This is a genomic window from Pedobacter sp. UYEF25, assembly GCF_054061655.1.
Genome location: NZ_JBSSEL010000012.1, coordinates 16,165 through 41,687 on the forward strand (window position 1 = coordinate 16,165; position 25,523 = coordinate 41,687).

Genomic DNA, 25,523 nt, shown 5'->3' on the forward strand with positions numbered 1-25,523 from the left:
ATCTGAGAAGTTTTACACTAATGTTGTGTTTAGGGTTTTATGCATTTGCTTCCTCTGCACAAAGAGATACGATTCCGTTCAACAAAAATTGGCACTTTACTACCGATAAAAAAGTGGAAGGTTTAAATCAGGAATGGTTCAAAAATAATCTAAAAAACGCTAGAATAGTTACTGCTCCGCATACTTGGAACGTAGAAGAGGAGAATCAGAATTTCTACGGAATGGCTTGGTATCAAAATGAGATTGTTGCACCGTCGGCTTGGAAAAATAAGAACGTGGTTATTGCGTTTGGCGCGATAAACCATACTGCCTTTATTTATCTAAACGGAGAAAAAATTCAAGAAAACATTGGTGATGGCTTTGATAAAATCTACGTTAACCTCAATGGAAAACTGAAATACGGTCAGAAAAATGTGCTAACTGTTGCCGTTAACAATGATTACGGCAAAAACAAGGTTCCCTTTGGAAGCTCATTTGATTGGCCAAATGATTGTGGTCTAATTAGAAAGGTAAACTTAATTGTGTCGGGAAAGCCTTCGGCTTCTTACCTCAACGTCGATCCAATGCTAACTTTGAAAGACAGTTCTGCAACGGTTAAAATAAAGTTAGGCTTTGATAATGCTGTACAAAAAGATTTAACCTATAAAGTAACCATCACAGAAGATAACCAGCAAACCAAAAAGATACTGTTAACTAAAACGAGCAGGGCGACTATAGAAAATGGCGAAGCAGCGATAAACTATAACCTCGCTAAAGTTAATCCATGGCATTTCGATCATCCAAATTTATACCGTATTGATGTCCAAATTTTAAATAAAAACAAAGCGGTAGATCATATTTCTACCAGTGTAGGTTTTAGAGATTTGCATTTTAAAGAGGGCAAAACCTATCTGAATGGCGAACAAGTAAAGCTTATGGGCATTGAATGGACCGCCGGTTCTAATCCTAATTTTGGTTTCGCCGAACCTGATGAAGAAATAATTAAGCATGGCAGATTGATGAAAGAAGTCAATGCTATTTTCAGCAGAATCCACTTTCAACAAGATGATTTATTCTACGATTTCTGCGATAGAAATGGGATTATTTTACAAGCCGAGGTTCCGTTATGGGGCGGAGAAACTCCAGCGAACGACACCATTGAAAGTATTGCCATGAGTCAGCTAAGCAAGATGATTCAGCAACGCTACAATCATCCTTCTATTTATGCTTGGGGAGTTGGTTATGTTAGCAATACCATCACACAAGGATTTAAAGAAAGCGCAAATTTCTAACCTGATGCGGGAAGTCTTGGAGATTATTTGATGATGAACGAATATTCGGCAAGTTGGTGGAGTATTCCAGAAGCAAAACTTTCTAATTATTTGGATAGCGTTCATAACTCCTACCCTACCAAAGCACTCTTTATATCGGAGTTCGGCTTATGTGGGCCAAATTTTAAAGGAGGGGATGAAAGACGAGTTCGTGATATGATTTACCACATGGCAGTGTACGAGTCGAAATCTTACGTAGAAGGCGCAATCTATTTCGATTTAACCGATTACCGCACGCACTATCCAGGAACAAGCGACAATGATAAATTTAGAAGACGGGTGCACGGTGTTTATGATATGTAAGGCAAACCAAAGCCCTCTGCAAAAACGCTGAGAGAACTTTCTTCTGGCATTACTCTGTTATCCTTATGCTTATACTAAGTAGTTTAGCGGTAGCAAATGTACTCTGGAACAGGAAGAAATTTGATAAGGGTTTGGAAAAAAACTAGAACTTCAACTGCTGAGACTAATAATATCTATTGCATCTAAGCGCTGTAATAGTGGATCTAAATCCGGAAGGACTTAAGGTAGGTCATATTATTTTGGCAAAAAGCCAGATATGATGCCAGTTTCCCAAAGACATTTTTTCTAAATGATCTTTAGCCCGAAATAACTTAAGCCACAAAAACTACGCGTTAATTTTTCGTTTAAAGAACCAATTTTAAAATTAAATTGATTTGGGCGCTTTAACACGCTGTCCATTATATCTTTTTGGCCCAAAAGCCAAAAAGGATGTCATTCCCATCGTTAGCGCAAAACATCCCGTGGAAAAAAAAATTACCTTTTGTAAGGAATATAATCCAGCTCTAGTGCTAGATGAGAATCCGGCGATTGCTTAAACCATAACGCAACCCAACCTAAGAACCACTTTACATTGTACCTAAACCCGATTGCCGTGAAAAGCCCGGAGCGAGGAACGAGTGAGGACTTGCAACAAAAAGCGGGGCTACAATTGCCGATACTTGCTAAACTTTCGTTTTCAAGTCATTAAGATCATTTATACCCCGCGCCTGCTTTCGCAGACGTCTACCTTCAGCCATCAACCTAAAACCCTTAACCCTCAACCTTCAAAATCTACTTTTTAACCTTTATTCTCACCCCTTCACTATGGCTGCTAAATTCTGGCGCATACATACATTGAATGGTAGTGATGCCATTGCTGAAATCGCCAGAATGGGTTACAAATAATGGATATTCGAACACATAAGTTCCCTTTGGCAGCTGAGAAAAGAAAAAATTGGTACTTGCATCTTTAGTGCTTTCGTAATAACCAAGTCCATCTTGATATTTGTAACTGCTAATCACATTTACCGGTTCGGTAGCAGAAGCGCGCATATCTTTCATATGCACGTATTCCATATCCCGATCGGCACGTAACTCTATCCGAACTTTAAGCTTATCGCCAATCTTCAGCGCTGCGCCTTCTTTAACTGCTATCAACAACGGACCTTTGTCAGAATTGGTTTCTATAAAAAGTTTTTTAACCAATTTTAAGGGGGTTTCTGCAGTGGTAATCTTATCCAAATCCTCAAAATATTGCCAATAAACAGCGCCCCAAGAAGTGGAGCTAGATTTTGTATTTGTGCTAGTCATATCCACCCTTATATTCCCCATTTCGGGAGTTACTTTATCGCCATCGATTCTTTTCTTAAAGTAACCAGTTCCTGCTTCAGCGCCATCCGAAGAAGAAATTACAGTATTTTCTCCTAGTGTAATGGCTACCTTTTTTTCTTCTGTGAGCCAATTGCTACCATTAAGTAAAAGTGCATAACAAGCTTCTGCAGTTGCCTTTGTTGTCCGCCAATTCTGAGTTTGCTTTTGCTTAAGCAACCAGGTTTTCAAATCATTTACTGTTGCCTCATTTTGATCAATCGCAGCAAATGCTTCTATAATAATGGCTTGACTCTCTATAGGCGCTTGGTACCAATACCATCCTCCTTTAGTAAGGTCTTTCCAATACATACCCATTTCTTCATTAACAATTGCTGTCTCTTTTAACGAAGTTATAATTGCTTTTGCAGTTTTACTAGAACCACTCCGGTGCATTGCCAAGGCAATCATCGCTTGGCTGTATTTATTATTTTTTAGCCAGTATTTCTCTGCCTGACCGAAATAATATTTATAGGCAGTATTTGCTTTTGCAGAAATAGCTGTCTCCGGGAAAAAGCTGCGCATGTACAAATATTGAACAGCGGTATTGCTTAAATTATTATCCGTCAGATTTCTCTTATATTTAATCAAATCCTCATACTCGTCATTTAATCTTGCATCTAAATACGGAAGCGCTTTGGCTACCATCTTTTTTAATTGATAGTAATCTTCGGAAGACAACGCCTTTAATTCGCGTAAATGGCCAATTCCAGTAATAATATATTGGGTAATGTACCGATCATCGCGGCCACCTTTAAACCAACTGAATCCTCCAGCGGCAGATTGCATTTCTTCTAGCTTACTGAAAGTTTTTTCTTTTTCTTTCGCTAGGCGGACCATGTTGAACAAGATGCCAATATTTTTTTTCTGCTCGGCCTCGTTCTTTGCTTGTAAAACCCAAGGCGTTTCTTGAAGCAAAGCAGACTTTAGTTCTTCATTTTTTTGCAGATTGCTCATTAGAGCCTCACCCCCCGCCCTCTCCAAGGGAGAGGGAGCTCCTGCCGCTTGGGTAGAATCTTTGCCGCTCGCTTCCCACTTTTCAAAAACTGCTTTAATTTTAGGTGTGCTATTTGCCATATAAGCGGCTAAGGTGTTTGCATAGTATCGGTTAAAACTTTGTTCTGCACACTCGTACGGATATTCCATTAAATAAGGCAAAGCTTGCACCGCATACCAAGCCGGATTGGATGTATACTCTACCGTAAGTGATTCATTTGTAAGTGAAGTGGAAGTTTTTTCTGAGCTAAGTAGTTTATCGAAAGTAAAACTCTTACTATTTGTGTTTCTCACATTTAACGGAAGTGATTCTGTAACCAACATCCTATTTGTCAACACAGCCAATGCCGCTTGTTCGCCATCGCTAAACGTATTACCGGTACTGTCTTTGGTTGAAGACTGCGCAGTAATTCGGTAAGATAACGCACTGTTAAAGTTCAACGGAATGGCAATTGGAAATTTTACCGCTATACTTTGTCCGGCAGGAACAATAAAGGTTTGATTTTGGGTCGCGTTTTTAAACAACACATCTACATTCTTATTGGTAACTGCATCGAACAATTTCAATATAGCGTTACCTTTAATTTCCTTATCCGTTAAGTTTACAATTTTTGCAGAAAACTCTAGTGCGTCTCCCTCTCTTAAAAAGCGTGGGGCATTTGGCTGAATCATCAATGGTTTTTGGGTGATGAGTGTTTTTTCACCGTAAACAGATTGCAGGTCTTGGGTATGGGCCATCGACATCATTTTCCAAGAAGTTACCGCTTCTGGCATGGTAAACGAAAAACTAATGTTTCCTTGCTCGTCTGTCTTTAAATCTGGAAAGAAGAAAGCAGTTTCATTAAAATTCTTCCTAATTTTTATTTCTACTTGAGGTTTTACTAAAGTGTATTGGCCCGTTTTTGTAGTAATTATAATTACTCCATTTTTACCTTTTTCCCCATATAATGCAACTGCAGCTGCATCTTTTAAAACTTCTATGCTTGCAATGTCAGTTGGATCAATTTCAGAAATATCTGTTAATTTGGTATTAACGCCATCAATTACAATAAGTACATTTCCGCCTAAGTTCGAATTAACGCCGCGCACAACTATTTGCTGCACATTAAGACCTGCCACTTTGCCTTGCAATAGCTGCTCTACGTTAGCAACTGGCACATCCTGAACAGCACCTCTAAAACCTGATGCAGCTGAATTTCCCTTTCTTACTAATTTGCCATTAACTATATCACCTGAATTAATCGACTCGAAATTGTAGACCTTATTATCATCCCCAAAAGCCACAGCTATCCTTGGTATTTCATTTAGCGAAGAATTAATGATAGTCGGATAAACGATGTTGTTAATTATTAAATATTTAGACGCTAAATTATTGTCGTTTCTGGAATTGTCTTGCGTAAAAGTTCTACTATACCATTGTGCATAGTATCTTAAAGGCTTCCAAACATTCTGAAGACTCTGCCAACTATGCGGCCTTAATTGATCTAATGAAGCATCGTACATGCTTATTAATGCTTCTGCCGCAATTGCATCCTTCTTTTCTCCACTTATTTTTACACTCCATTTTTCTTCGCTACCCGGCAATATATTGTCTCGAAAAGTGGTGTATTCTATATTTAACACTTTATTGCTCCATGGAATATCTGTAGTCTTGCTAGAGGTATAAAGTCGGTTATGTTGCACAAATGCTTGTGATTTTAAAACTCCGCCCCTGTCATTTTCCGTAACAGAGATTTTATTTTGGTACCCTTCACCTTTCGAAACTTTTACGAAATTAAACGTCGGATCGATTTCCATTCTTTTCGTCTCTTCTATTACCCAAATATTATCGAAGCCTGTTTTATATTCATAGTTGATATCTTGACCTGGCTGATAAGTCGTTTTATTCTCTGTGGCTACGAACGGCGCCACGTATATTGTTTTTTTACCCGTGAGTTGGATGTATTTTATGTCTTTTACTTCCTCTCCAAACTTATCCTTCGTGCTTGCGGTAAATCGATACCAACCCTCAGGTAATTTTAAGTTGGTAAGCGACCAACTGCCATCTTTTTGAGTTTCGGCGGTAATTACCTTGTAAGTTTTCTCCGTCTGCCAAGTTTGTACTTTAGCCTCATCATTATATTCATCGTAAGGAAAATATTTATGATACTCCTCAGTACTCATTGCAAACTGATCTGGCTTTTGCCAATACCTAGTCCGATACATTCGTTCAACAGCAACTAATTTTTCTACCTGCAGGTTAACTTTGGCGGGCTCAAATGCTCCACTCGTATTGATAGACGCAATTTTTAGATCTTGTAATTTTTCAATCTCAAATTTATCAGCACTCAAAATACTCACCGTTAAAGCCTGATATTTAACTGAAACGTTTGTACTAGCGCTATGCGTTTCTCCATTAATATCCGTAACATCTGCACTTATTTGATAAGTAAATGTAGGCTCAGCGTTCCTTTCCACAGTTTCATCTGGTATTGCCCTAAAAGTAATTTTAAATTCGCCTTTAGCATCAGTGTCTAGCGTGCCGTTCGTAATTTCCATTTGTGCATTCTGTCTGGAAGGCATTCTCCATCCCCACCAAAATGGATATTGTACATTTCTGACTACCCGATACTTTACCGCAGCACCATCTACATTATTTCCTGCAAAAGCTTTCGCATTTCCCACAACGGTAATGCTGTCATTTACCCGGTAGGTGCCTTGCGGCTGATTTATCTTCGCAGAAAATTTTGGCCGTTTATATTCTTCTACAGAAATATAAACGTTGCTATTGGTAACACTATCTTGCAGATAGAATTGCCCATTCATCTGTCCTTCTGGCAACACGAAACTACCATTATAAGAGCCAAAAGAGTTTGTATTAAGTTTCAAAGAACCTTGCTTCTGTCTGTTCGCATCAAATAAAATAACGGTAGTCTTACTATTTTTAACCACACTATCTCTCCTACCTTTCTTTTCTGCGGCAACCATAATGCCTTTGAAAAATACGGTTTGTCCGGGTCGATAAATACTCCGATCTGTAAATAAAAAACTCGTTGGTTTAGAAAGCTGAGCGCTCGCATTATTATAACCTAGAAAATAATCTGTTTGGGGAAAAAGCTCATCAGACCCATAATTTAACTGTAGAGAGAAATTTCTATAATTATTATTAACCTCTGTATTGGTCGTAAATTTTATATATCCGTTTTTATCGCTCACATATTTTTCTTTTTTAGTAAGAATATTTTTTTGCGCGATGTTATTGTAAACCCGTTGCCAAACCTGTGCAGTTGCACCTGCTAGCGGTTTTCCGTTATCTCTATCAACTAAAAAAAGTTCTTTATTGTTATGCAAAATTTCACTAATGTTTGAGATGGAAGTAAATTGATAAGAAACCAAATTGTTATCCTCTTTAAAAATTGGCGATAATGATGCAATAATATAATATTGTCCAGATGGCAATCCATCTACTTTAATCTCCGTACTATGCTCGAGAAAATCTGTCGTTTTTGGTAGGGCCTGGTTCCACTCTCTTACTGGCGCAAGAGCTAAAATCTCATCAGTTTCTTTTTCATTATACCTCAAATAATTTGAAGTAACTTTTACTGCACGCAAATAGACTTTCTCGACATTTTTATAAGTCACGAGAAGGCGAAATGGAGTATTTATTGTATTTACCGCTTCAGTTTTTAAAGAGAATTGGGGTGAGGTGATTTCATTTATTAAATTCTGAGCCTTAAGGGCGGCTTGAGTTTTCGGATATTTTCTCAATACAGCTTCTGCGAGATTTTTAGCTTTTGTTTTATTCTTCGAAGGCGAATCTTTCTGATTTTCCTCAATCTCAAAAACAGTACTAGCGATTTGATAAGCAGCCTCTGCGCCTTGTTCTGTATTTTTAAACTCCTCTTCCAATTTCTCCAGCGCCTTTACATACAATTCTTCTTTACCTGCAAAAACACCATGATCGTTTACAAAATCAAGGCGCTTTAAATCTGCATCGGCCAATGCCGACTTGTTTCCATCCTTTAGATGAAATAGAAATAGATCTTGAAAAAGATGTAGTGCATTAAAATAAAACGAAGCACTGTCTTTAGTAGTGATTTGGAGTGTTGCAAACTCTTCTACTGGCCCAAAATATTTCTCCTCGTTAATGATAAATTGGAAAGCAGGTTTCGTTACCTCATTTTCCCCGTTAGAAAAAAAATCTATTGCCCGATGAGCAAGTAAATCGTAAATAGTTGACCGGAGCGCTTCGCTATTTTCACCTTTATTTATAATTGCAGCATATGCGTCAAGCGAGGTGTTTTGTAAAATACTTTCGTCTTTCAGGGACGCAAGATATTTTGTTGAAGCTGTTGCCAGTAATTTCGGCAAACTCCAAGTGGCAATATCTTTGCTATTTTCAGTTTGAAGTGCAGTGCGATTGTAAAACTTATAACGATTCCGATTCCGATAATCATTTAGCATCTCTGCCTGTAAACTTTGCAAAATATTTTTAGCAGGCGCTTTCGTCTCTGAAATTAAGGTGTCTAGATAAAAATAGTTATTTATTCTACTTCCCTCTTCTATCGCGTTGCGATAACTCATCACAAACATTGCTGCCTTAATCTGTTGTGGGTTATTCTCCGCTTTTGTCGCGTTAGCGAGTAACTTTAATGCTTCCTTACTGGCAGAACTAATCAATCCTTTTTGCTCTAGGGAATCAATCTTTTTCCAAGAATTGAGATAGTCTCCGTTAACTTGCGCCTGCACATTGAATAAATTTAAAAGCATTAGAAGGCCGAGGGCGAAGATTAGTTTTTGTAACATAGTAAGGTCTATACCGGTGGATTGTAAAATAAGGTTTTTCCGATAATTTTGAGCAGATTAATTTAAATTAGAGATGCAAACCCATGCATGTTTCCATAATACCTAAACAGGATTATTTGACTAAAAAAATGTTTAGACGATTTTGATGACTTAAATCAACAAATTTCACGGTTCAGATGTTGACTTTTGTATTTGATCCTCTTATGAGGAGATTAATTTTTTTTTCAACTATGAAAACGCTATCAAAACTGCAGGTATTTATAATGGCTTTTACGGCCGGTATAGCCGTTGCGAATGTATATTACAGTCAGCCAATTTTAGAAGCCATTGCCCACAGCTTAAATATTCCAATAGAAAAAGCTGGCAGTATTTCGGTGCTTTCACAGGTGGGTTATGGTTTAGGCTTATTCTTTTTAACTCCTATCGGGGATATGATTGATCGGAAAAAACTAATTCTGTACCTTCAATTGTTATTGATTGCTTCTTTGTTGTTGTTCGCCTTTTCTACCAACATCTTACTACTCTTTTTAGCGAGTGTGCTGGTTGGCACTTTTGCCGTTGTTGCGCAAGTCGTATTGCCGATGGCGGCTAGCTTAATAGATGAAAATAGGGGGAAAGTAGTTGCTCAGATTTTTACAGGCCTGCTTATTGGTATTCTAACAGCTAGAGTTTTTAGTGGTTTTATAACCCATTTATGGGGCTGGAAGTATGTTTATATCATTGGCGCTTTATTTGTAGGAATCACGACGGTTTTAATGCAGACCGATTTTCCTTCAGCCAAAGTACAATTTAGTGGCACTTACAGGTCTCTATTAAAATCTACCATTGCACAACTTGGCCGATTTCCGGCACTCCGGGCGGCATCCATTACAGGAATGCTTAGTTTTGGCACATTAAGTGCATTTTGGATCACACTTACGCTGCATTTAAGTGGCGAACCATTCCTTTACAATCCGTCTACCATTGGCTTATTTGGTTTGCTTGCTGTTGTTGGAGCTGTTATTGCACCCGTATTTGGCAAAATTGCCGATAATGGTGGACAGTCAAAGTCGCTTATTTTTTCCACAGGAATTGTGGTGCTAAGTGTTGTTGTTTTATTTATTTTCCCAGCATCTGTAATTGCGATTGCAGCCGTGGTAATATTGTTAGATATGGGCGTTCAAGGTGCACAAGTAACCAATATTTCCATCATATATAATTTAGATGCGCGCTCAAATAGCCGAATAAATACGGTCTATATGACCGCCTATTTTATCGGTGGGTCTACGAGCGCCTTTTTATCGATAGAAGCCTACAAAATGGGTGGATGGATGTATTCGGTGATTTTTATGGGGATTTTAAGCATTTTAGCGGTAGTCAATGTGTTGATTAGCCGAAAGAACCCCAAATAGAAATATAAAAAAGAAATAAGCAAATTAAAAATCGGTAAAAGGCGGGGGTAATCTTATTTTATGCAGTTGAATAAGTTGGGAAGGATTGTTTGAAGGATCCATTGCTGCTTGGTTTGAGCAACATTCAATCGCTAGCAATGGAAATTGCATCCTTTCTAACTTTTGCTTGCCGAAAAATAGCATGTGCAGCGTTTAAAAGCGCCCAAAGAAATAAAAAGTAGAATTTTAAAATAGATTTAAATTCTAAGAACTACTGTGCAAATTACGAACCGTAAAATCTTTTTCTTTTGGCTATTTCAATTCTCTGAGCAGGATTTTGTGCTATAATCCAACCAAAGCCTCTTTTTATTCCTTTTTAACGTTAACAGTAGCCTTCATCAAAAAAACATTGTACTGACCCCATAAAGACATATTAAAATAAATTTCGTCGCTATCATCTTTAAATGGATACATATAAGGACTATATAAACCCGGATACTGCTTACCGGTAAGCAATACTTTTGGACCGCTCCAAATCCCGTTTATTTCCTTAGAGGTTCTATAAACAATGGCGTAATCAGACACCACCGGGTTTTTATCGTGTGTAAAATCGTAGATGTACATTAAAATCCACCTTTTATACTTTTCATGATACTGCAAAGAAGCTTCGCCTATTGGCCCATCGAAAATATCGCTAGCCGCCGATTCGTCGTTGGTCACCCATTTTTTCTCGTCATGATTCCAATATTGATAAAGATGGAGTTTTTCTATATTTTTCTCCTTGAACCGTGCTAAACTTGCACTACTTCCTCTGCCTGCAAGTGTACCAATCATATAAACATAGCCGTCTTTTTTTGCATAGCATATCTGAGAAAACTTACTACTCTTGTTAAAAGTGAGTTGTTCTTTTCTTTGCCAAGTCTTACCGCCATTGTAAGAGGCATAAATAGAAGAGAAATTTGTAAGCCACCTACCTTTCGGCCCGTTCCAATCGTAAATATTCATGTAATGCACGTAATCGGCGCCGTTCGCATGTATAGCTCCGGTAGGAATAGAAGTTTGATAATTGGAAGGATTTGCCTTTCCTCCTGCTGCGATTTCTCTCGCTTTACCATCCTTCTCTACCGCCCAGGATGAAATGGTTATTCCGTCCGAGAAATTATTATCTTCAGAAAAAGCGAGGACATTAGAACGCCAGTTTCCGCCGTTTCCGCCGCCGCCTTTATTAAATGGAACAAAACCTTGCCCATTTGTGTCACCAAAAAACAATCCGATTTTCTTATCAGCCATTTTCCAAATGATGCCTAAATCTGTTCCAAAAACATCAACTCGATTAGGTGAATCGTTTGGACTTGGCAGATGCTCGCTTGATAACGATTCTCCAGTTACTCTGGCAACTTGTGTAGGACCCGATATGGAAATCTCACGATTATCAAAATGTTCTGTTTTATTCTTCAGCGCGCATGCTATTCCAAAAATCGTTAGGAAAATAAGGACTGTGGCTCTATAAAGGATAGATTTCAGGGACATAAGATAAAATTATTTTAAAATTCAATAAATTTATTTACTTAATCTTCAATATGTAAATACGAATGTTGGCTTTGTGGCACAATAAATTAATCTTTTAAACATTTCGGCCAATCACTTGTACCGTTGTCTGGAAAATATGAGTTAAAAACAACTAAGAACGATCAGGTTTTGCGCTTCTTATTGTTCCAAGAAATTTTTATCATCGAGGAGATGGCTTAGTTTCCGCATCCGATAGGCATTTATCGCTGTAGTTCCTAGCTTATTCACCAACCGATAATTCACTACAATACCCACTGGCGCGCCAATTACTGGAATTAGTTGTGCCATTTTAGCCAAATCGAGAAAATCCCTATATTCCTGTTGAAGACTTCTCCAGTCGAATTGATTAATGTCCTCGGGCAAAAGCTTTTTATTTTCATCCCAATCCAGCATTTGTAGATACACATTCCTCCGATGCACATCGCTCGAAAAAGCTAGTTCAAAAATATGCAAAAGATATACCCTCTCTTTATAATCAGTTAGGTCGAAACCATATAAAGCGGCAATTTCATAGAGCATTTTCATTTTTATACCTATCAAAACGGGAAAATCAACAAACCCTAATAAAATACCACCTGCTCCAGTAATACCACCCTCAACCGCCGCGGTACTTTGATAGAATTTTATTTTATTCTTTACAGCGATTTCTATTAATTGTAAACTTTCTGCTGGTCGCTCAAAAAAAGTAGTCACCTTTGCACCGAACAAAATCCCACGAATCAGCTGCTTCAGCGCACTTGTAATCGCAGCATGAACTTTTTCGGGAATGTAGCTGTTGATCTTTATCTGTAACTTCTTAGAAAGATTGTTGAAAAATCCGGGGCGGCCGAGCATTTTCCGCTGCCATTGGAGCAATTCATCTCTAACAAAAGTTTCATAATCAACCATCAGAAAAACTATTCTTTCTCTGGTGGGCTAATCATAATGTGGGCTCCATAAGTTCCCGGATCCATTAACCAAGGCATACCAGCTTCAGATGGTTTTGCAGGAAGGCCGCTCGAGGCGAGTGTTGCATAAGGCGTATATACTACATACCTAAAGTTGCCATCCTTTAATTCTCCAGTGGAAGGATTATAATTTTCCTCTTTTCCTGACAAAACAAATAATGTGGTTGGATTATTAGGCATTTTTAGCTTGCCCTCTTTAACTTCTTTATCCCTTATTTCTTTCTTTTGCAATGAAGTTTTTCCCTCTTCAGTAAGTTGTCTCCCGCGTGCCATGAAAGGTTCTAATTTTATGGAATAACAGGCTACTTTTATCCCCTTTGATTTTGGATCATCGGCCAGACAAACAATGGAACCATTTCCTTTTTTTAGCGTAATAAATTTTCCTGACGGGCTATAACCTATTACAGTGGCATCAGCCCTCAATTCTGGAGGAGCCGCCAATAAAGCAGTTTTAATTTGTACATCTGCAGGCAAAATAGTTTGCGCAGAAACCTGTAGCGTTAAAAGCAGGAAGCATGCCATCATAAATATTTTCATAATCAATAGTGTTAATGTTCTACTAATTTAAGAAAAAACTTGCGATTACATGCTCATTTTGAACAAATTGACTGCCAGCTAATCCCTCGTTTCTTGTTGCATTCTCTACCTCAAACACAAAAACCTTGGCTCTATCTTACCTAAAATGCATGGGTGTTTTGAAAAGCATATTACAATGCCTTCAGAACCTGAGCTTTAATTAAATAACTGTTTATAAAAGGCAAGTCCTTCTATTGCTAATTCATCCGCACTATTTGCAAGAGGCCGCCATATTGAAGCCGCCTTTGCAAGTTCTTTGGATGGAGCCCCAAAAGTTTCTATCACAATAGCGCCATTGTATTCAATGTCAATCAGTGCTGCTTTAATTCCCTGCCAGTCTAGATTTCCCGTTCCGGGCGTACCTCTATCACTTTCATTCGCTTGAACATGGCATAATAGATCTTTACCAATTTTTCTGATGCTATTGGCGATACTTTTTTCTTCAATGTTGCCATGAAAGGTATCCATCGACACTTTTATGTATGGGCTCGAAAGCTCATTAACAATCGACAGCGCTTGATCTGTCGTATTTACCATGTCTGTTTCAAATCTGTTTAGGGGTTCCACACCTATAATAACATTGTGGTCTGCCGCAACTTTTTCGGCTTTTAAAAGATTTTCAATACACCATTTCCGCTCTTGGGCTTTTTGTTCTGCCGACACATACCTAGTTTTGCCTACGGCAGAATAGACCGGCCCGGTAAAAATAGGACTCTCCATATATGCCGCTATTTTGACGCAATCAATAATATAATTAAGCCCCTGTGCCCTAACATGAGCATCGGTACTCGATATATCTCTATCTGCGCCAAATGCACCACTAATTGTAACCTCTAACCCTAATTCTTTTACAATTTCTTTTAATTTCTTCCAATCAATTAAGTCTTTGTCCTCAACAGCAACTTCGAGTATATCATAACCCATGCTTTTAACTTTGTAAACAAGATCAAAAGAGTTTGTATGAAAGGGCGAAACCCAGACAAATGTGCTAACACCAAATTTTATCATAAATTATTTATCGAAAATTATCCTATTCCTAATTACAATTCAAAATCTGGAATACTAATTCTTATGCCACCATTCATTGCAGATTCATGGGCGCAAATTCCCGCACAGGTATAGTTTGCTGCCACATCCGCATCAACGGCAGAATTTCTATTCTCAACAATGGCGGCAATAAATTCCTGAACCAAATGCGGATGTGATCCACCATGACCAGCACCCTGAAGAAACGAAACGTGGTTTGGATCGTCTATTTTTTCTCTTTTTGTAAAGTGCGCTATTTCATCGATTAGCATTTCATCGGTATCTGGAGCATCTATTTTTTTAGCGTTCTCCCCTCCATCAAAAATTACATGGCTTTCATCTTGTAGTTGCTCCCACTCGAAAGACATTTTGGTGCCATACACATCGTAACTTTCCCTATATTGCCTCACTACATCGAATAATGAGCGAGTTGCCTCTGCAATAACGTCAGAATTTTTTAATGTAAAAGTAGCTGTTTCAACGGCGAAAGGGGCGTTGTATCTTTTCGCAAGGTCATCGCTTAACTTACCCGAACCGTGGCAAACAACCGTTTCAGCCTTTGTATTATTAATTCGCAAAAGCGGTGAAATAGCATGTGTGCCGTTCAACATTGGAGGAAATCCTTTCCAATAGTCAGCCCATCCGTCCATACTCATATCTTGAATGTGCGATCCTCTTACAAATTGTATTCGACCCAGCTGTCCGGTTTCTGCCAAATTAAGTCCATACAAAAACTCCCTGGTATAGAGGGCAGTTTCCATCATCATATAAACTTTTTTCGCTTTTCTTTTAGCTTCTACTATCGCTTTACAATCTTCAACGGTCATCGCCATTGGTATGGTGCAAGCGGTGTGTTTGTTGGCGTTTAAAGATGCCAAGGTCATTTTTGCATGTTCCGGAACGGGTGTTACAATATGTATAGCGTCTACATCGTCTCGTTTTGGAATGTCTTCAAAATTTTCAAAACAAAGATTTTTATCTAGGTTGAATTTAGCGGCAAGTTCTGCCAGCGTATCTTTATTACGGGTACAGATGCCTACTGCTTTAACATTAGGATGGCTTTGATAAATTGGGATAAACTCTTTTCCAAATCCCATACCAACAATAACAACTGTTATTTGATTCTTGTTCATAAGATATAAGTGCTAGTTATTTTTTAAGTGAATGGTTTTAACGTGCTTGCAAACGCGCTTTTAAAGCGCTCGATGTTAGACGATTGTCACTTCGAAAAACAGGTAAAAATTAATTATTTATGTGCAACCCAATTCATGGCATTTACCAAAATTGTTTTATAGAATGCCGTATTGTGCGATGCTGCATCATGGCCCAATGCAATGCCTACTATTCGTGCCTTGTTGTTTTTAACTACAAATATTGAAGGATAAACTGCTGCAGAACCCGAAATCTTATTACTTGTCGCCAAAACTTCAATACTCGGACCCGCTGCATCCAGTTCATAATGATATCTTTCGTCTTTTAAGGTAACTTTAGGCTCAACGTCTTTTGTTATTGGATGATTTCTATTTACAATAGTCACTTCAAAATCGCCGTAACTGTCATGCGATTTCGTGCCGCCACTAACCAACTGCAAATTATATTGGGGCCAATCCTCCCAGTTATACCATAGGGCTGCGTGCGCCAATATTAAGCCCTTTCCGGCATTTACAAAATCAAAAATTGCCTTGCGTACTGCAGTATTTTTGATTGGCTGATTGTTACTCAGATAAAGAACATCTGCTTGCTCCAAATAAAAAGCAATAGAATCTGTATTGTCCGTATATCGCACTACCGCATGCCCCTCTTTTTCTAATGTTTTGGCATCAGCATCCTTGTACCAAAGATTAAAATCATGAGAAGACCCTCCACCCACAATAAGCACTCTGGTACTTTTGGAAGCTGTTTTGTTTCCCGCTGATTTAATTGCGCAGGAATTAAGAAAAATACATACAAGCCCAAAAAATAAAATTAAATATAACCGATGAAGAACGTTAAATGAATGATTTGATTTTTTCATAAGAGAAGATTTTAGACCGTCCTGTCCGGCCGGCGGATTTGAGATTATGTAATTTTTCATACTTAACAAAATTTATTTAACCACCCGCATTATTCCGTTCATTCCTCTCCAGTGCCCGGGAAAAGTACAAACGAAGGGATAATCGCCAGGTTCATCTGGTACTGTAAATGTTAATTGAAAACTTTCTTCTGGATTCAATAGTTTAATGGCATGCAATACTTCAGGGATTTCCGGAGCGTAGTTTTTCTCTGCAGCTTTCGGATCTCTCAACATGGCATCAGCTGCAGCGCCTACCTTTTGCAGGCTGCGAGGCTTTAAAATGAGCATATTGTGCTGCATGCCGTCTGGGTTTTCAAAATCAATTGTAACCACCTGACCTGCCTTTACCGTAAACAATTTCTTGTCGTATTGCATCATATCTTGCACCACTTTAATACTGATAACTAAGGGCTTTAACGTGCCAGCTTTGACAATTGTCGTTTCAGAAGATGTTTTATTTGGGTCTTTCAACTCGATAGATGAATTTTGCACATCGCCCTTTAAGGCAAATGTACCAACATAATTACCTATGTTATCTTCCCCTTCTAAATCTCTCGCAATTCTAACTTCTTGGTTTAGGGGTTTTGTAAATAGGGAAGCGGCTTTTGAACTAGCTACTTTCTTTTCATCAATTTCAATAGTCATGGTTCCTTTTTGAGTCAAGCTGGCTAAAACGTCAAATTTTTCTGAAAGCGAATCCGTTGTGCTGGCTGTATAGGTTTTACCATTTTGCTTTACTACGAAATTGAGTTTTCCGCTTTGAATGTAGATGCCATACCCATTATTTTTGTCGCCCTGGGCGATAACCACTCCCTGCAAACTTTCACCTCTTCTAATTAGAGATGCTTTAATGAACAATTCTTTTCCTGTTACATCAGGAGCGGTTACAATCGGATTTTTTTTATCTAGGATATAAATTTCCTGATGTACCAAGTTAGCAAGCCGCTGGCTAAAACTCAACTGAATAGAGTCGTTAGATGATTGAAAAACGGGTGCGGCAGCAAGAAAACCTTCTCTATGGGTAATGGCAGCAGCAAATAAGGCTTTAGAAAGCCACTTATCTTTTTCATTTTCAGCATTCGTGCTTGCTTGGTATAGCAACTCTCCCAGATCGTTAGATGGAGGCATAGCTGCAATGGCCAAAAGGACACTCTTTCTTACGTTTAAATTGGGATCATTAATTAAGCCGCTGTTTTGAATTGCGTCTATGCCCTGCTGATTATTTGATAAAACCTCAATGGCAGCTTTTCTCACACCAGCTGCCGGATGTAAAAAAGCCTTTTTAACTACTTGTAACGCCTCTGCATTCGAACCACCTATGGCGCCAAGACCCTGCAATGTCCAAAGTGCATTTATAGCCGGTCCATTAAGCCCGATTTCATCAACTTGCTGATTGTTTATTATTTTATAGAGTCCCGGAAGAGCGGATTGATTTTTTGACTCAACCAATAAACGTTGTGCCGTCATCCGCCAAAACATGTTGTCATTTTCCAACGCGGCTAGCAAGCCAGGAATATCATTTTTGGATAAGTTAATCGATGTATATGGTTTCGCTTTTTTATAAATAACTCTATATATCCTACCTCGATCTAGATCTCTTAAATTACTAATAAGCGCATTTCCCTGGCCTCCCTTTTGATCTGCAAGAGTTATTGGCAGAATTTCTTCTGTAGGCGCCTGACCGGGAACGAATGTGTTGTGTTGTATCACAAAATTGTACCAATCTGCTACCCAAACGGCACCATCAGGGCCAACCTCAGCCTGTACCGGCGCCACCCATTCATCGGAACTGGACAACAGATTCCACCCATCTTTTTCCGTAAAACCAGCGCCATTTGGTTCGATAACGGCTTTATGGATAAGACGAACAGTCGGTTCGCAAACAAACGCGATTCGATTCCAGTACTCTTTAGGATAGTTTCGCGCGGTGTACAGATGATGTCCTGCCGCAGCTGTGAAACCTCCAACTACATCAACTTGACGTAAATTCGGTGTCATGGCGTGCACATCATAATGACCATCGAGTTTTTGTACTGGTTGAATGCCATTGCCTGCAAGGTCCCTTTGCATATACTTTGCGGGCATAGAATAATACGCGCTATGGGTATTATTAGCTGTAGAAATAAATATATTGTTTTCCTCAGAGAATCCAAGACCCCAAGTGTTGTTACTGGTTGGCGCGAGGTACTCTAGATTTTTCCCATCAGAATTGAATCGATACACGCCCTGGCCAAATCGCACATTTTTACCATTTATGTTGCCGTTAAATCCGGAATAACCTAGTACACCCCAAATCTTGTTATCAAATCCATATTGCAGATTGGATGGACCTGCGTGGGTGTCGTTTTTTCCAAAACCTGTAATGATTGTCTCCCGGATATCTGCTTTATCGTCACCGTTTGTATCTTTCATAAAAACAAAATTTGGCGCCATAGAAACAATTATTCCTCCGTTGGCAAAAACCATACTTGTAGGAATATTTAAACTATCGGCAAACACCGTAAACTTATCTGCTTTCCCGTCGCCGTCTGTATCCTCGCAAATCTTTATTCGATCGTTCGCTGCGCCATCGGTTTCTATGAATGTGTTGGGATAATCCACTGATTCTATCACCCACAATCTTCCTCTTTCATCCCAAGCCATCGCAATTGGGTTGGTAATGTCTGGTTCTGCTGCAAAAAGCTTTATGTCAAAATCTGCTGGAACCTGAATCAGCTTTAAAGATTCTTCAGCTGTTAAGCCTTCCTGAATTTTAGGAACCAAATGACGGGCGGTAAAGTTTGACACGGTATCTGGATAAATACTAACATTAGGAATTTTTAATGCTGCGATTTGGCGCTTTACCTGATCTCCCATTGCCCATAGGGTTCCGTTTTCAACTAACTTCAAAAAGCCTAATTTTTTCCAGGTCACATCATCGTGCCCGTAAGCGGTATAAAACACCCGGCCTTTTCCTTCATTTCTTATCCATGTATTTGGTTCGTGAGTTGCGCCGTTAGTGCGCTCCATCAAAACAGTTATATCCGCATTTAAGCGCTGGTGTACATATTGCTCATCCCTGGTTTCAAACTCATTAAGTCCTTTCATAATCGGATGTTCTGAGTTGATGATTTTGGCTGTGAAGCTACCTGTGGTTTCTGATTTGTATTGACCACCAACCGCACTCGCGTACCATGCTGAATTTCTGAAGCAGCCGGCAGCAGAATGCAACGGTATCAATCCTTTACCATTCTGAACAAAGTCCTTTAATGCGCTTTCTTGTACGGGCGATATGGAATCATAATTTGCATAAATAATTAATCCATCATACTTACTTAAATTTTCGGTATTAAGGTCATTTATATCGTTGGTATAAGTAAGATTGATCCCGCTTTCGAATAGTTTAATCGCAAGCCAGGGCGCAAATCTGTTCGAATCGTGGTGCTTACCTATGTTGCCAAGAAACAATACCTCTCCTCTTCGGGCATCATTTACACCGATAATTGCTGTTTTAGATTTATTTCCATTCGCTAAATATTTGTTTGCACAACTATTAAGAAGTAACGACGTAATAAACAGCAGATAGGCTATTTTTCTCATTGGTTTTAATTTGGTCAAACAATATTAGCTTTTATAAAAAATAAAAACATGCTTCATTTTGTCCAATTATGACTATATTATATCATAAAATAAATTTTAAGCTTATATTTAATGATAATATAAGTTTTGTATGAAAAAAATTGTACCTAAATCAGCTATTCCTGATTCTAGATCATTTGTGATTAAAGAGATTCTTGCACCCCATTTTGATCCTACTTTTCACATGCACCCCGAGTTTCAGTTAACTTATGTTGTTAAAGGCGAAGGGACCCGATTTGTAGGGGACAATGTTAAGCCCTTTATAGATGGAGACATGGTTTTTACAAGCCCTAACCTTCCACATGTATGGAGAAATCATAACGACTATTTTGAAAAAAAGAGTACACTAACCACTAAAGTGATTGTAATTTATTTTCATGATCATTTTTTAGGTGAAACGGTACATAAAAAAGAAGAGATGGAAGGCATTTCAAGACTGTTTCAAAACGCTGAGCGAGGTTTAGAAATCACCGGAGAAACAAAAAAAACGGCAATTAAAATGATGCTAGATTTGCTTACTTTAAAAGGCATAGAAAGTGTTATACAACTACTTAAAATATTAAGTGTATTGGCTAAATCTAATGAGTGCCACGTGATCACACATAACCACACTATTGCTGCAAATACAGAAGCCGAGACGCATCGAATGAATAAGGTTTACGAATATGTAATGAATAACTTTAAGCATAGAATAAGTTTAGAGGACGTAGCAGCCATAGCCAACATGACCCAAACCTCTTTTAGCAGATATTTTAAGACACGTGTATATAAATCATTTTCAGATTTTCTTAAAGAAATTCGGATTGAATACGCGTGTAAATTACTAAAAGAAGAGAAACTAAATATCGACCGCGTCGGATATGAATGTGGCTTTCAAACCCTATCTAATTTTAATAAGCAATTCAAAATGGTTGTAGGCAAACAGCCGCATCAGTACAGAAGTGAATATATAAAGGTTGCTATTGATGCTTATAGAGATTTTTGAAACCAACCACCAGTAAAATACGTTGGCGAACTCGTTTAATTCTCTATTGATTTTTTAAGAAAATAAGTTGAAAAGCCAATTGATTTTATTCAGCATATTCGATATTTTAAATTGAAAGTGCCCCATAATTAGGCAGCGAAACGATGGCATCTATTCCGCTTCTTTAATAATAAATACCAACATTATGAACAGTCAGGAATGCCGTCCGAAAGCCTAAACGAATAGCCGGACAAGCTGTAAGATTCAAAGTTTATAAAAAAGAAAGTGAAATCACCACCAAAATCGGAGAGACTAACGCGCGTAAATCAGAAGTCAGCGATCAATGCTCAGATTTTTTAGAGAAGTGCTGAAGCCATTTTCAAGTGCTCTACAAATCCCAAACTGCCGTTTTAGTTAATCCCAAATTATTTCTTCAAATTAAGAATAATCTTTAGTCCATCGGCGGAGTTTACCTCGGTAATAAACTTATAAAAATCGGCATAACTTTTTGCTGGAAAAGTTCCGTCATTTAAAACAAATTTCCTGTAATAAGTTAACTTCCGGTCAACTAGCGCTGTTTTTGCGGTGTAGGTTCCAAATTCATTCTTAAATTTTTTGTCAATCGTAGGAATATTGGTCGTTAACACCTCTCCTGGTAGGTTGTAGCTAATGCTATCTTCGTCGGTGTAGCCACGGTTAATGTACACTGGTAACTTTCTGTCCACTACTTCTGCAACGCTACTTTTTACGTTAAAAGCGTTCATTTTTATAAACATCCGGTCGTTATTCACCGCAGCATAATGCCTAATGTTAAGCGCAATATCTTCTATAATCTCAGGATTGAGAGACTTTTTAAGCTTATAATCTACGTTGTCGAAATTTATATTATCGATGTCGTATAACGCTGTTAAAAGTTTTTGTTGTTCATTAATGGGTTTGTCCAACATTTCTTCCCGATTGTCAAATTGCGAACCTAAAAAATTGGTTTTCATAGACCCTTTTGCATCTCCGTTTTGGGATATACTTAGCGTGCAGTTCCTCGTTTGCAGATTGCTTTCAGGACTTAATTTTATGGTTCTTAAAAGCTGACCACCATCTGGTTTACAAGCAAGAACTAGCCGATCGTCTGTAAAAGTACTTAAAAATCCAAATGGAATTTTCTGACTAGTACATTCCAGCCACGTGGTATCTCCTTTTAAAGGCATACAAAGGATGATGTGGTTGCCTTGTCCCATACTCGCATACATGGGATCTAAACTTACTTTTTGATTTCCGGCTTCTACCACACAATAAATAGAGGCAATGCCGGCAACATCTAAAAGACTTTGCATATAATTAACCAACGCTTTGCAATCGCCGTAACCCAGTCGATCTACCTCCTCGGCAGTCACAGGCTGGAAGCCACCAATTCCTATTTGTACACTTATGTATCTTGTCTTATTCTGCATAAACTCATAAATTTTCTTCGCTTTGTCTTTATCAGTCTTCTCATTTTTTACAAGCTCTTTAACCATCGATACCGTTGTTGGAGGCAGTTCCCGACGGCTCTTAAGTAAGTCATTATAAATCCATTTGCCTAATCCTTCCCAATTGGTATAGCTCCCTTGGTGCTTGTAGTACGTAAAATCTTTAGCAGAGATTTGTACATTGGTTTGGTAAGTTTCTCGATCTGGACTAAAGGGTTCTGGCTTACTTGCAAACATATTGTCAATTTTCCAAGTAAGTAGTTTTTGCCCTTTGTTGATCGACTCTTCCGGTTTACCTGTAAAACTTTGTGTTTTTATCCTTAGCTCTTCTGTGGGCTTGCAGATGAAAATATAACTACTTTTCTCTACCGAAACATCGTCTGCAGTTTGCGGAGTCCAATCTGGAATGATTAAATTTTGCTTATACCTAATTTCGTAATTGTATACGATGGTATAAGGATAAATCTGTTCTGAGGGCGAAAAGTATTTTAAACGGCTGTCTACAAAAAGCGAAAATCCATCAGCAGCGCTGCCATCGTTAAAACTATTTTGATTAAACTTTCTTGTTGCGACTCCCGAAGCATTATACACCTCACCTTTGATGCCTTTTATGTCTGTATTTTTATCATAAAATAGAACCAACCTACCGTGTTCGACTCCGTTTTCGTTTAATATTGTAACAGCCCTTTTTACACTCAACACCACATTATCCGAAGAACGCATGTCTACCACAGTCTCTTCATTTCTTATTACCGCATTGGCACGATTTTTTAAATTTGAGGGAATTAAATCTGCATCATAGTTTTCTTGAGCAAATCCTTGGAGCGTAAATAGCAGCAAGCAAAGAGCAGAGAAGGTAGCTTTCATTTAGTTATTTTTCTTAATTGAATTTCTGACTTTTGATTTTGAATGATCCGACTATAAAATTCCTTTAAGTAGGGATATTGATCTGCCTGATAAACGGCTTCACTGAATTCTAAAATCTGTCCGACGGAAAGTGTATTCCCTAAAATTTGTGTTTGAAGAAAATATTTACCGCCATTATTAGGCAAGCCCAAAGCCATGTCTTTAGGCTTTTCTATCAACTCAAAATCGCCTGGTAAAGCGATATTTATTTGGATGCGTTCATAAGAAGGAAAACCCAAATCTACGGGATAGGTTCTTTCTGACAAGTTAAATGGGTTCTTTAAAATTGGATTTATAAAAAACGGACTGAAATTTAATTCATCTTTTCCGGTGTTTTCCATGGGAGATATTTCTATTTGGTAGATTTCAGTTAAAGAATTCTCTATACTGTCTAAGTTTTCAATTTGATGCTTTAGTATTTTTAATTTAGGCAAACGCTCATCTAATTTCTCAACATATTCATCAGGAGAACTATACTTTTTAATTTCGTTTCGTTTGTTAAAAGCTTCGTAACCTGTGCTACTTGTAACAATTGTTCCGACGATTCTCCCATCTGCGCTTAATTTCGCATCCAATGCATAAGTAGCCGAAGACTTTTGTTTGGTGGCTAATTCTATCCAATAAGATGGCTTTTTTAGATTTAGCACGCGCCCTTTATCATTTAAACACCGTAAAGGTAACAGACCAAAAGGCATCAAAGGTTCTGTAGCATCCAGTAAATAACTTTGCTTGCCAATATTAACCTTAGCTATCAAGTAATCGAACTCGCTAATTACTGGATATAAATTATTTGGCCTACCGTTTTCGCGGGTAGACAGAATTACCGCTTCTGCATCTAAATTTGCTGCAGAAAAGGCTGAAATTAAGCTTAGGTTAACATCCGCCACATTTCCAGAATGTAAACCAATGGCTTTTTTAATGTTGTCTTCACTATAAATTCCATAATAATGATTCCACTTAATCTCCTTTTTTACATATGCATAAACTGCTTTCGCTTTGCTTAAATCATCTGATGTATTTTTTAACACCTCAGGCATTGCATCTTTAAATAAGTCTTTACGTTTCAGTTGCGCACCCAAGCTTTTTTCGGTAGTCAGTTTGTAATCTACATCTTTCCACGTTTTGGTATAGCTCTGTTTCCTTCCGTCGGGCATTTGCCAGTCTGTTAATTCAAAGTAAACAGCAGATCTGAAATTACTCGGCGCTGTCATATATTCTTCTTCAACAAATGCAGGAATATTTTTCATTACATACGATATTTTAGAGCAATCTATTGGCACGCCGTTAATGCGCAAGCATTCTTTAGCGAGTTCAGATTTCGTATCGGTCAACTTATAAAATCCGCGGAGTGACACATTGTAATTATAAATGGCAGGAATATAGACTAAATATTCACTGAACACTTTTGGTATATTGGTTTGAAATTCCCAAGTTTTAAAATTGAATATTCGAGGCGTTTCTAACCTATAGCTATATTCTATAATGGAGCCATCTTGTATGTTAGGCAGCGTAAACTTTGTAAGGGTAACGTATTTTGATCTATTCTCTGTAAAAAGTGCTTTCTTATCCATTGCCGTTTCTACATACCTTCCGTTAACCTCGTTGAATGTAGACGCCTTAACTTCAGTTATATATTCTTCTCTAGAGCCACTTTTATAGGTTGGGATGGAAATATTAGCCTGATTGTAACCCTCTTTATTGTAAATTTTAATTTTTACATGATAAAGGAAGATTAACTCTGAGCTTCCGGTTTGGTCGTTAATTTGAATAGAAGAGGTTCCAAACTCTTTTAATACAACGGCGTTTGCATTGCTGTCTAACTTATTTCTATTGAAATTATATTCATCAAACGTGATTTTACCAGAGATAAAGTCTTGTGCAAAAGTACTAATTGCGAAGAAGGAAGAGAAAAAGAGCAGAAAAAGGATTTTCATTCGAGCTTGGTTAATTTGTTGCAATATAAATTTAGCGTCTTAGATTATGAAATTTATTACAGCAGTCATTTAACTTTTTTTTTGTAGGTAAAACCTTTATGCAATGACTAAGCGTTGTCAGGTTTTGCGGCCTGGATGGTAAGGGCCGAATGAAATGCCGAATAAGTTTTCCTTTAAAAAAAAACTTAACGAAGCCCCTGAACAGCCAGAGACAGCGGCCAAAAAGTTAAAAGTCTAACGCAGAAATCCTAGATGAGCAAGGAACAAAGAATAAAGAGCAAGGACTGGGCGGAAAGCTAAAAGCAAATTGAGATTGAGACCTAAGTTGAGGTTAGAATGATTAAATGTTATGT

General features: G+C 38.1%; 14 protein-coding genes. 4 read left to right on the plus strand and 10 right to left on the minus strand.

The window, feature by feature from the left end:
* Positions 1–20 precede the first annotated feature (20 nt).
* Together ACVWYG_RS12130 and ACVWYG_RS12135 are read left to right on the plus strand one after the other, a co-directional pair.
* Positions 21–1,271 carry a glycoside hydrolase family 2 protein gene (locus ACVWYG_RS12130; protein WP_457270490.1) on the plus strand — a complete coding sequence of 417 codons (1,251 nt, stop codon included), beginning with the start codon at positions 21–23 and terminating at the stop codon, positions 1,269–1,271.
* A 30-nt stretch (positions 1,272–1,301) separates the two neighbouring features.
* Entirely contained in the window at positions 1,302–1,613 is a 312-nt protein-coding gene (locus tag ACVWYG_RS12135; protein ID WP_457270491.1) for a glycosyl hydrolase, read from the plus strand.
* Between the two features lie 771 nt (positions 1,614–2,384).
* Here ACVWYG_RS12135 and ACVWYG_RS12140 read toward each other — a convergent pair.
* The gene (locus tag ACVWYG_RS12140; protein WP_457270492.1) at positions 2,385–8,741 is read right to left on the minus strand and encodes an alpha-2-macroglobulin family protein; all 6,357 of its coding nucleotides are present in this window, start codon (positions 8,739–8,741) and stop codon (positions 2,385–2,387) included.
* 230 nt (positions 8,742–8,971) lie between these two features.
* On the opposite strand from ACVWYG_RS12140, the gene ACVWYG_RS12145 reads away from it, so the two are divergent.
* Positions 8,972–10,132, plus strand: coding sequence for an MFS transporter (locus ACVWYG_RS12145; RefSeq protein WP_457270493.1), 1,161 nt, complete (start codon positions 8,972–8,974; stop codon positions 10,130–10,132).
* Between the two features lie 345 nt (positions 10,133–10,477).
* Here the strand turns inward: ACVWYG_RS12145 and ACVWYG_RS12150 are convergent, their stop codons facing one another.
* The 7 genes from ACVWYG_RS12150 to ACVWYG_RS12180 form a co-directional block, all read right to left on the minus strand.
* Positions 10,478–11,641 (minus strand): DUF4185 domain-containing protein, encoded by a 1,164-nt coding sequence (locus ACVWYG_RS12150; RefSeq protein WP_457270494.1) that lies wholly within the window; start codon positions 11,639–11,641, stop codon positions 10,478–10,480.
* A 177-nt stretch (positions 11,642–11,818) separates the two neighbouring features.
* Positions 11,819–12,568, minus strand: coding sequence for an EcsC family protein (locus tag ACVWYG_RS12155; RefSeq protein WP_457270495.1), 750 nt, complete (start codon positions 12,566–12,568; stop codon positions 11,819–11,821).
* Positions 12,569–12,576: 8 nt separating this feature from the next.
* Positions 12,577–13,164, minus strand: a complete 588-nt coding sequence (locus ACVWYG_RS12160; protein ID WP_457270496.1) for a hypothetical protein — start codon at positions 13,162–13,164, stop codon at positions 12,577–12,579.
* 195 nt (positions 13,165–13,359) lie between these two features.
* Positions 13,360–14,211 (minus strand): sugar phosphate isomerase/epimerase family protein, encoded by an 852-nt coding sequence (locus ACVWYG_RS12165; protein WP_457270497.1) that lies wholly within the window; start codon positions 14,209–14,211, stop codon positions 13,360–13,362.
* A gap of 32 nt (positions 14,212–14,243) precedes the next feature.
* Positions 14,244–15,362 carry a Gfo/Idh/MocA family protein gene (locus tag ACVWYG_RS12170; protein ID WP_457270498.1) on the minus strand — a complete coding sequence of 373 codons (1,119 nt, stop codon included), beginning with the start codon at positions 15,360–15,362 and terminating at the stop codon, positions 14,244–14,246.
* Between the two features lie 113 nt (positions 15,363–15,475).
* Positions 15,476–16,303: a ThuA domain-containing protein gene (locus ACVWYG_RS12175; protein WP_457270499.1), complete on the minus strand. Its 828-nt coding sequence runs from the start codon at positions 16,301–16,303 to the stop codon at positions 15,476–15,478.
* A gap of 12 nt (positions 16,304–16,315) precedes the next feature.
* Positions 16,316–19,861, minus strand: coding sequence for a PVC-type heme-binding CxxCH protein (locus tag ACVWYG_RS12180; RefSeq protein ID WP_457270500.1), 3,546 nt, complete (start codon positions 19,859–19,861; stop codon positions 16,316–16,318).
* 130 nt (positions 19,862–19,991) lie between these two features.
* Here ACVWYG_RS12180 and ACVWYG_RS12185 point away from each other — a divergent pair, with 130 nt between their 5' ends.
* Positions 19,992–20,885, plus strand: coding sequence for an AraC family transcriptional regulator (locus tag ACVWYG_RS12185; RefSeq protein ID WP_457270501.1), 894 nt, complete (start codon positions 19,992–19,994; stop codon positions 20,883–20,885).
* A 404-nt stretch (positions 20,886–21,289) separates the two neighbouring features.
* Here ACVWYG_RS12185 and ACVWYG_RS12190 read toward each other — a convergent pair whose 3' ends face one another.
* Positions 21,290–23,197 carry a DUF3857 domain-containing protein gene (locus ACVWYG_RS12190; RefSeq protein WP_457270502.1) on the minus strand — a complete coding sequence of 636 codons (1,908 nt, stop codon included), beginning with the start codon at positions 23,195–23,197 and terminating at the stop codon, positions 21,290–21,292.
* Positions 23,194–25,170: a DUF3857 domain-containing protein gene (locus ACVWYG_RS12195; protein ID WP_457270503.1), complete on the minus strand. Its 1,977-nt coding sequence runs from the start codon at positions 25,168–25,170 to the stop codon at positions 23,194–23,196. Before ACVWYG_RS12195 ends, ACVWYG_RS12190 begins: the two co-directional genes overlap by 4 nt.
* Between the last annotated feature and the right edge of the window lie 353 nt (positions 25,171–25,523).

Excerpts from the sequence above, each read along its gene's own strand:
- ACVWYG_RS12130 (WP_457270490.1), top strand. The coding sequence starts at position 21 with ATGTTGTGTTTAGGGTTTTATGCATTTGCTTCCTCTGCACAAAGAGAT.
- ACVWYG_RS12135 (WP_457270491.1), top strand. The coding sequence starts at position 1,302 with ATGATGAACGAATATTCGGCAAGTTGGTGGAGTATTCCAGAAGCAAAA.
- ACVWYG_RS12140 (WP_457270492.1), bottom strand. The coding sequence starts at position 8,741 with ATGTTACAAAAACTAATCTTCGCCCTCGGCCTTCTAATGCTTTTAAAT.
- ACVWYG_RS12145 (WP_457270493.1), top strand. The coding sequence starts at position 8,972 with ATGAAAACGCTATCAAAACTGCAGGTATTTATAATGGCTTTTACGGCC.
- ACVWYG_RS12150 (WP_457270494.1), bottom strand. The coding sequence starts at position 11,641 with ATGTCCCTGAAATCTATCCTTTATAGAGCCACAGTCCTTATTTTCCTA.
- ACVWYG_RS12155 (WP_457270495.1), bottom strand. The coding sequence starts at position 12,568 with ATGGTTGATTATGAAACTTTTGTTAGAGATGAATTGCTCCAATGGCAG.
- ACVWYG_RS12160 (WP_457270496.1), bottom strand. The coding sequence starts at position 13,164 with ATGAAAATATTTATGATGGCATGCTTCCTGCTTTTAACGCTACAGGTT.
- ACVWYG_RS12165 (WP_457270497.1), bottom strand. The coding sequence starts at position 14,211 with ATGATAAAATTTGGTGTTAGCACATTTGTCTGGGTTTCGCCCTTTCAT.
- ACVWYG_RS12170 (WP_457270498.1), bottom strand. The coding sequence starts at position 15,362 with ATGAACAAGAATCAAATAACAGTTGTTATTGTTGGTATGGGATTTGGA.
- ACVWYG_RS12175 (WP_457270499.1), bottom strand. The coding sequence starts at position 16,303 with ATGAAAAATTACATAATCTCAAATCCGCCGGCCGGACAGGACGGTCTA.
- ACVWYG_RS12180 (WP_457270500.1), bottom strand. The coding sequence starts at position 19,861 with ATGAGAAAAATAGCCTATCTGCTGTTTATTACGTCGTTACTTCTTAAT.
- ACVWYG_RS12185 (WP_457270501.1), top strand. The coding sequence starts at position 19,992 with ATGAAAAAAATTGTACCTAAATCAGCTATTCCTGATTCTAGATCATTT.
- ACVWYG_RS12190 (WP_457270502.1), bottom strand. The coding sequence starts at position 23,197 with ATGAAAGCTACCTTCTCTGCTCTTTGCTTGCTGCTATTTACGCTCCAA.
- ACVWYG_RS12195 (WP_457270503.1), bottom strand. The coding sequence starts at position 25,170 with ATGAAAATCCTTTTTCTGCTCTTTTTCTCTTCCTTCTTCGCAATTAGT.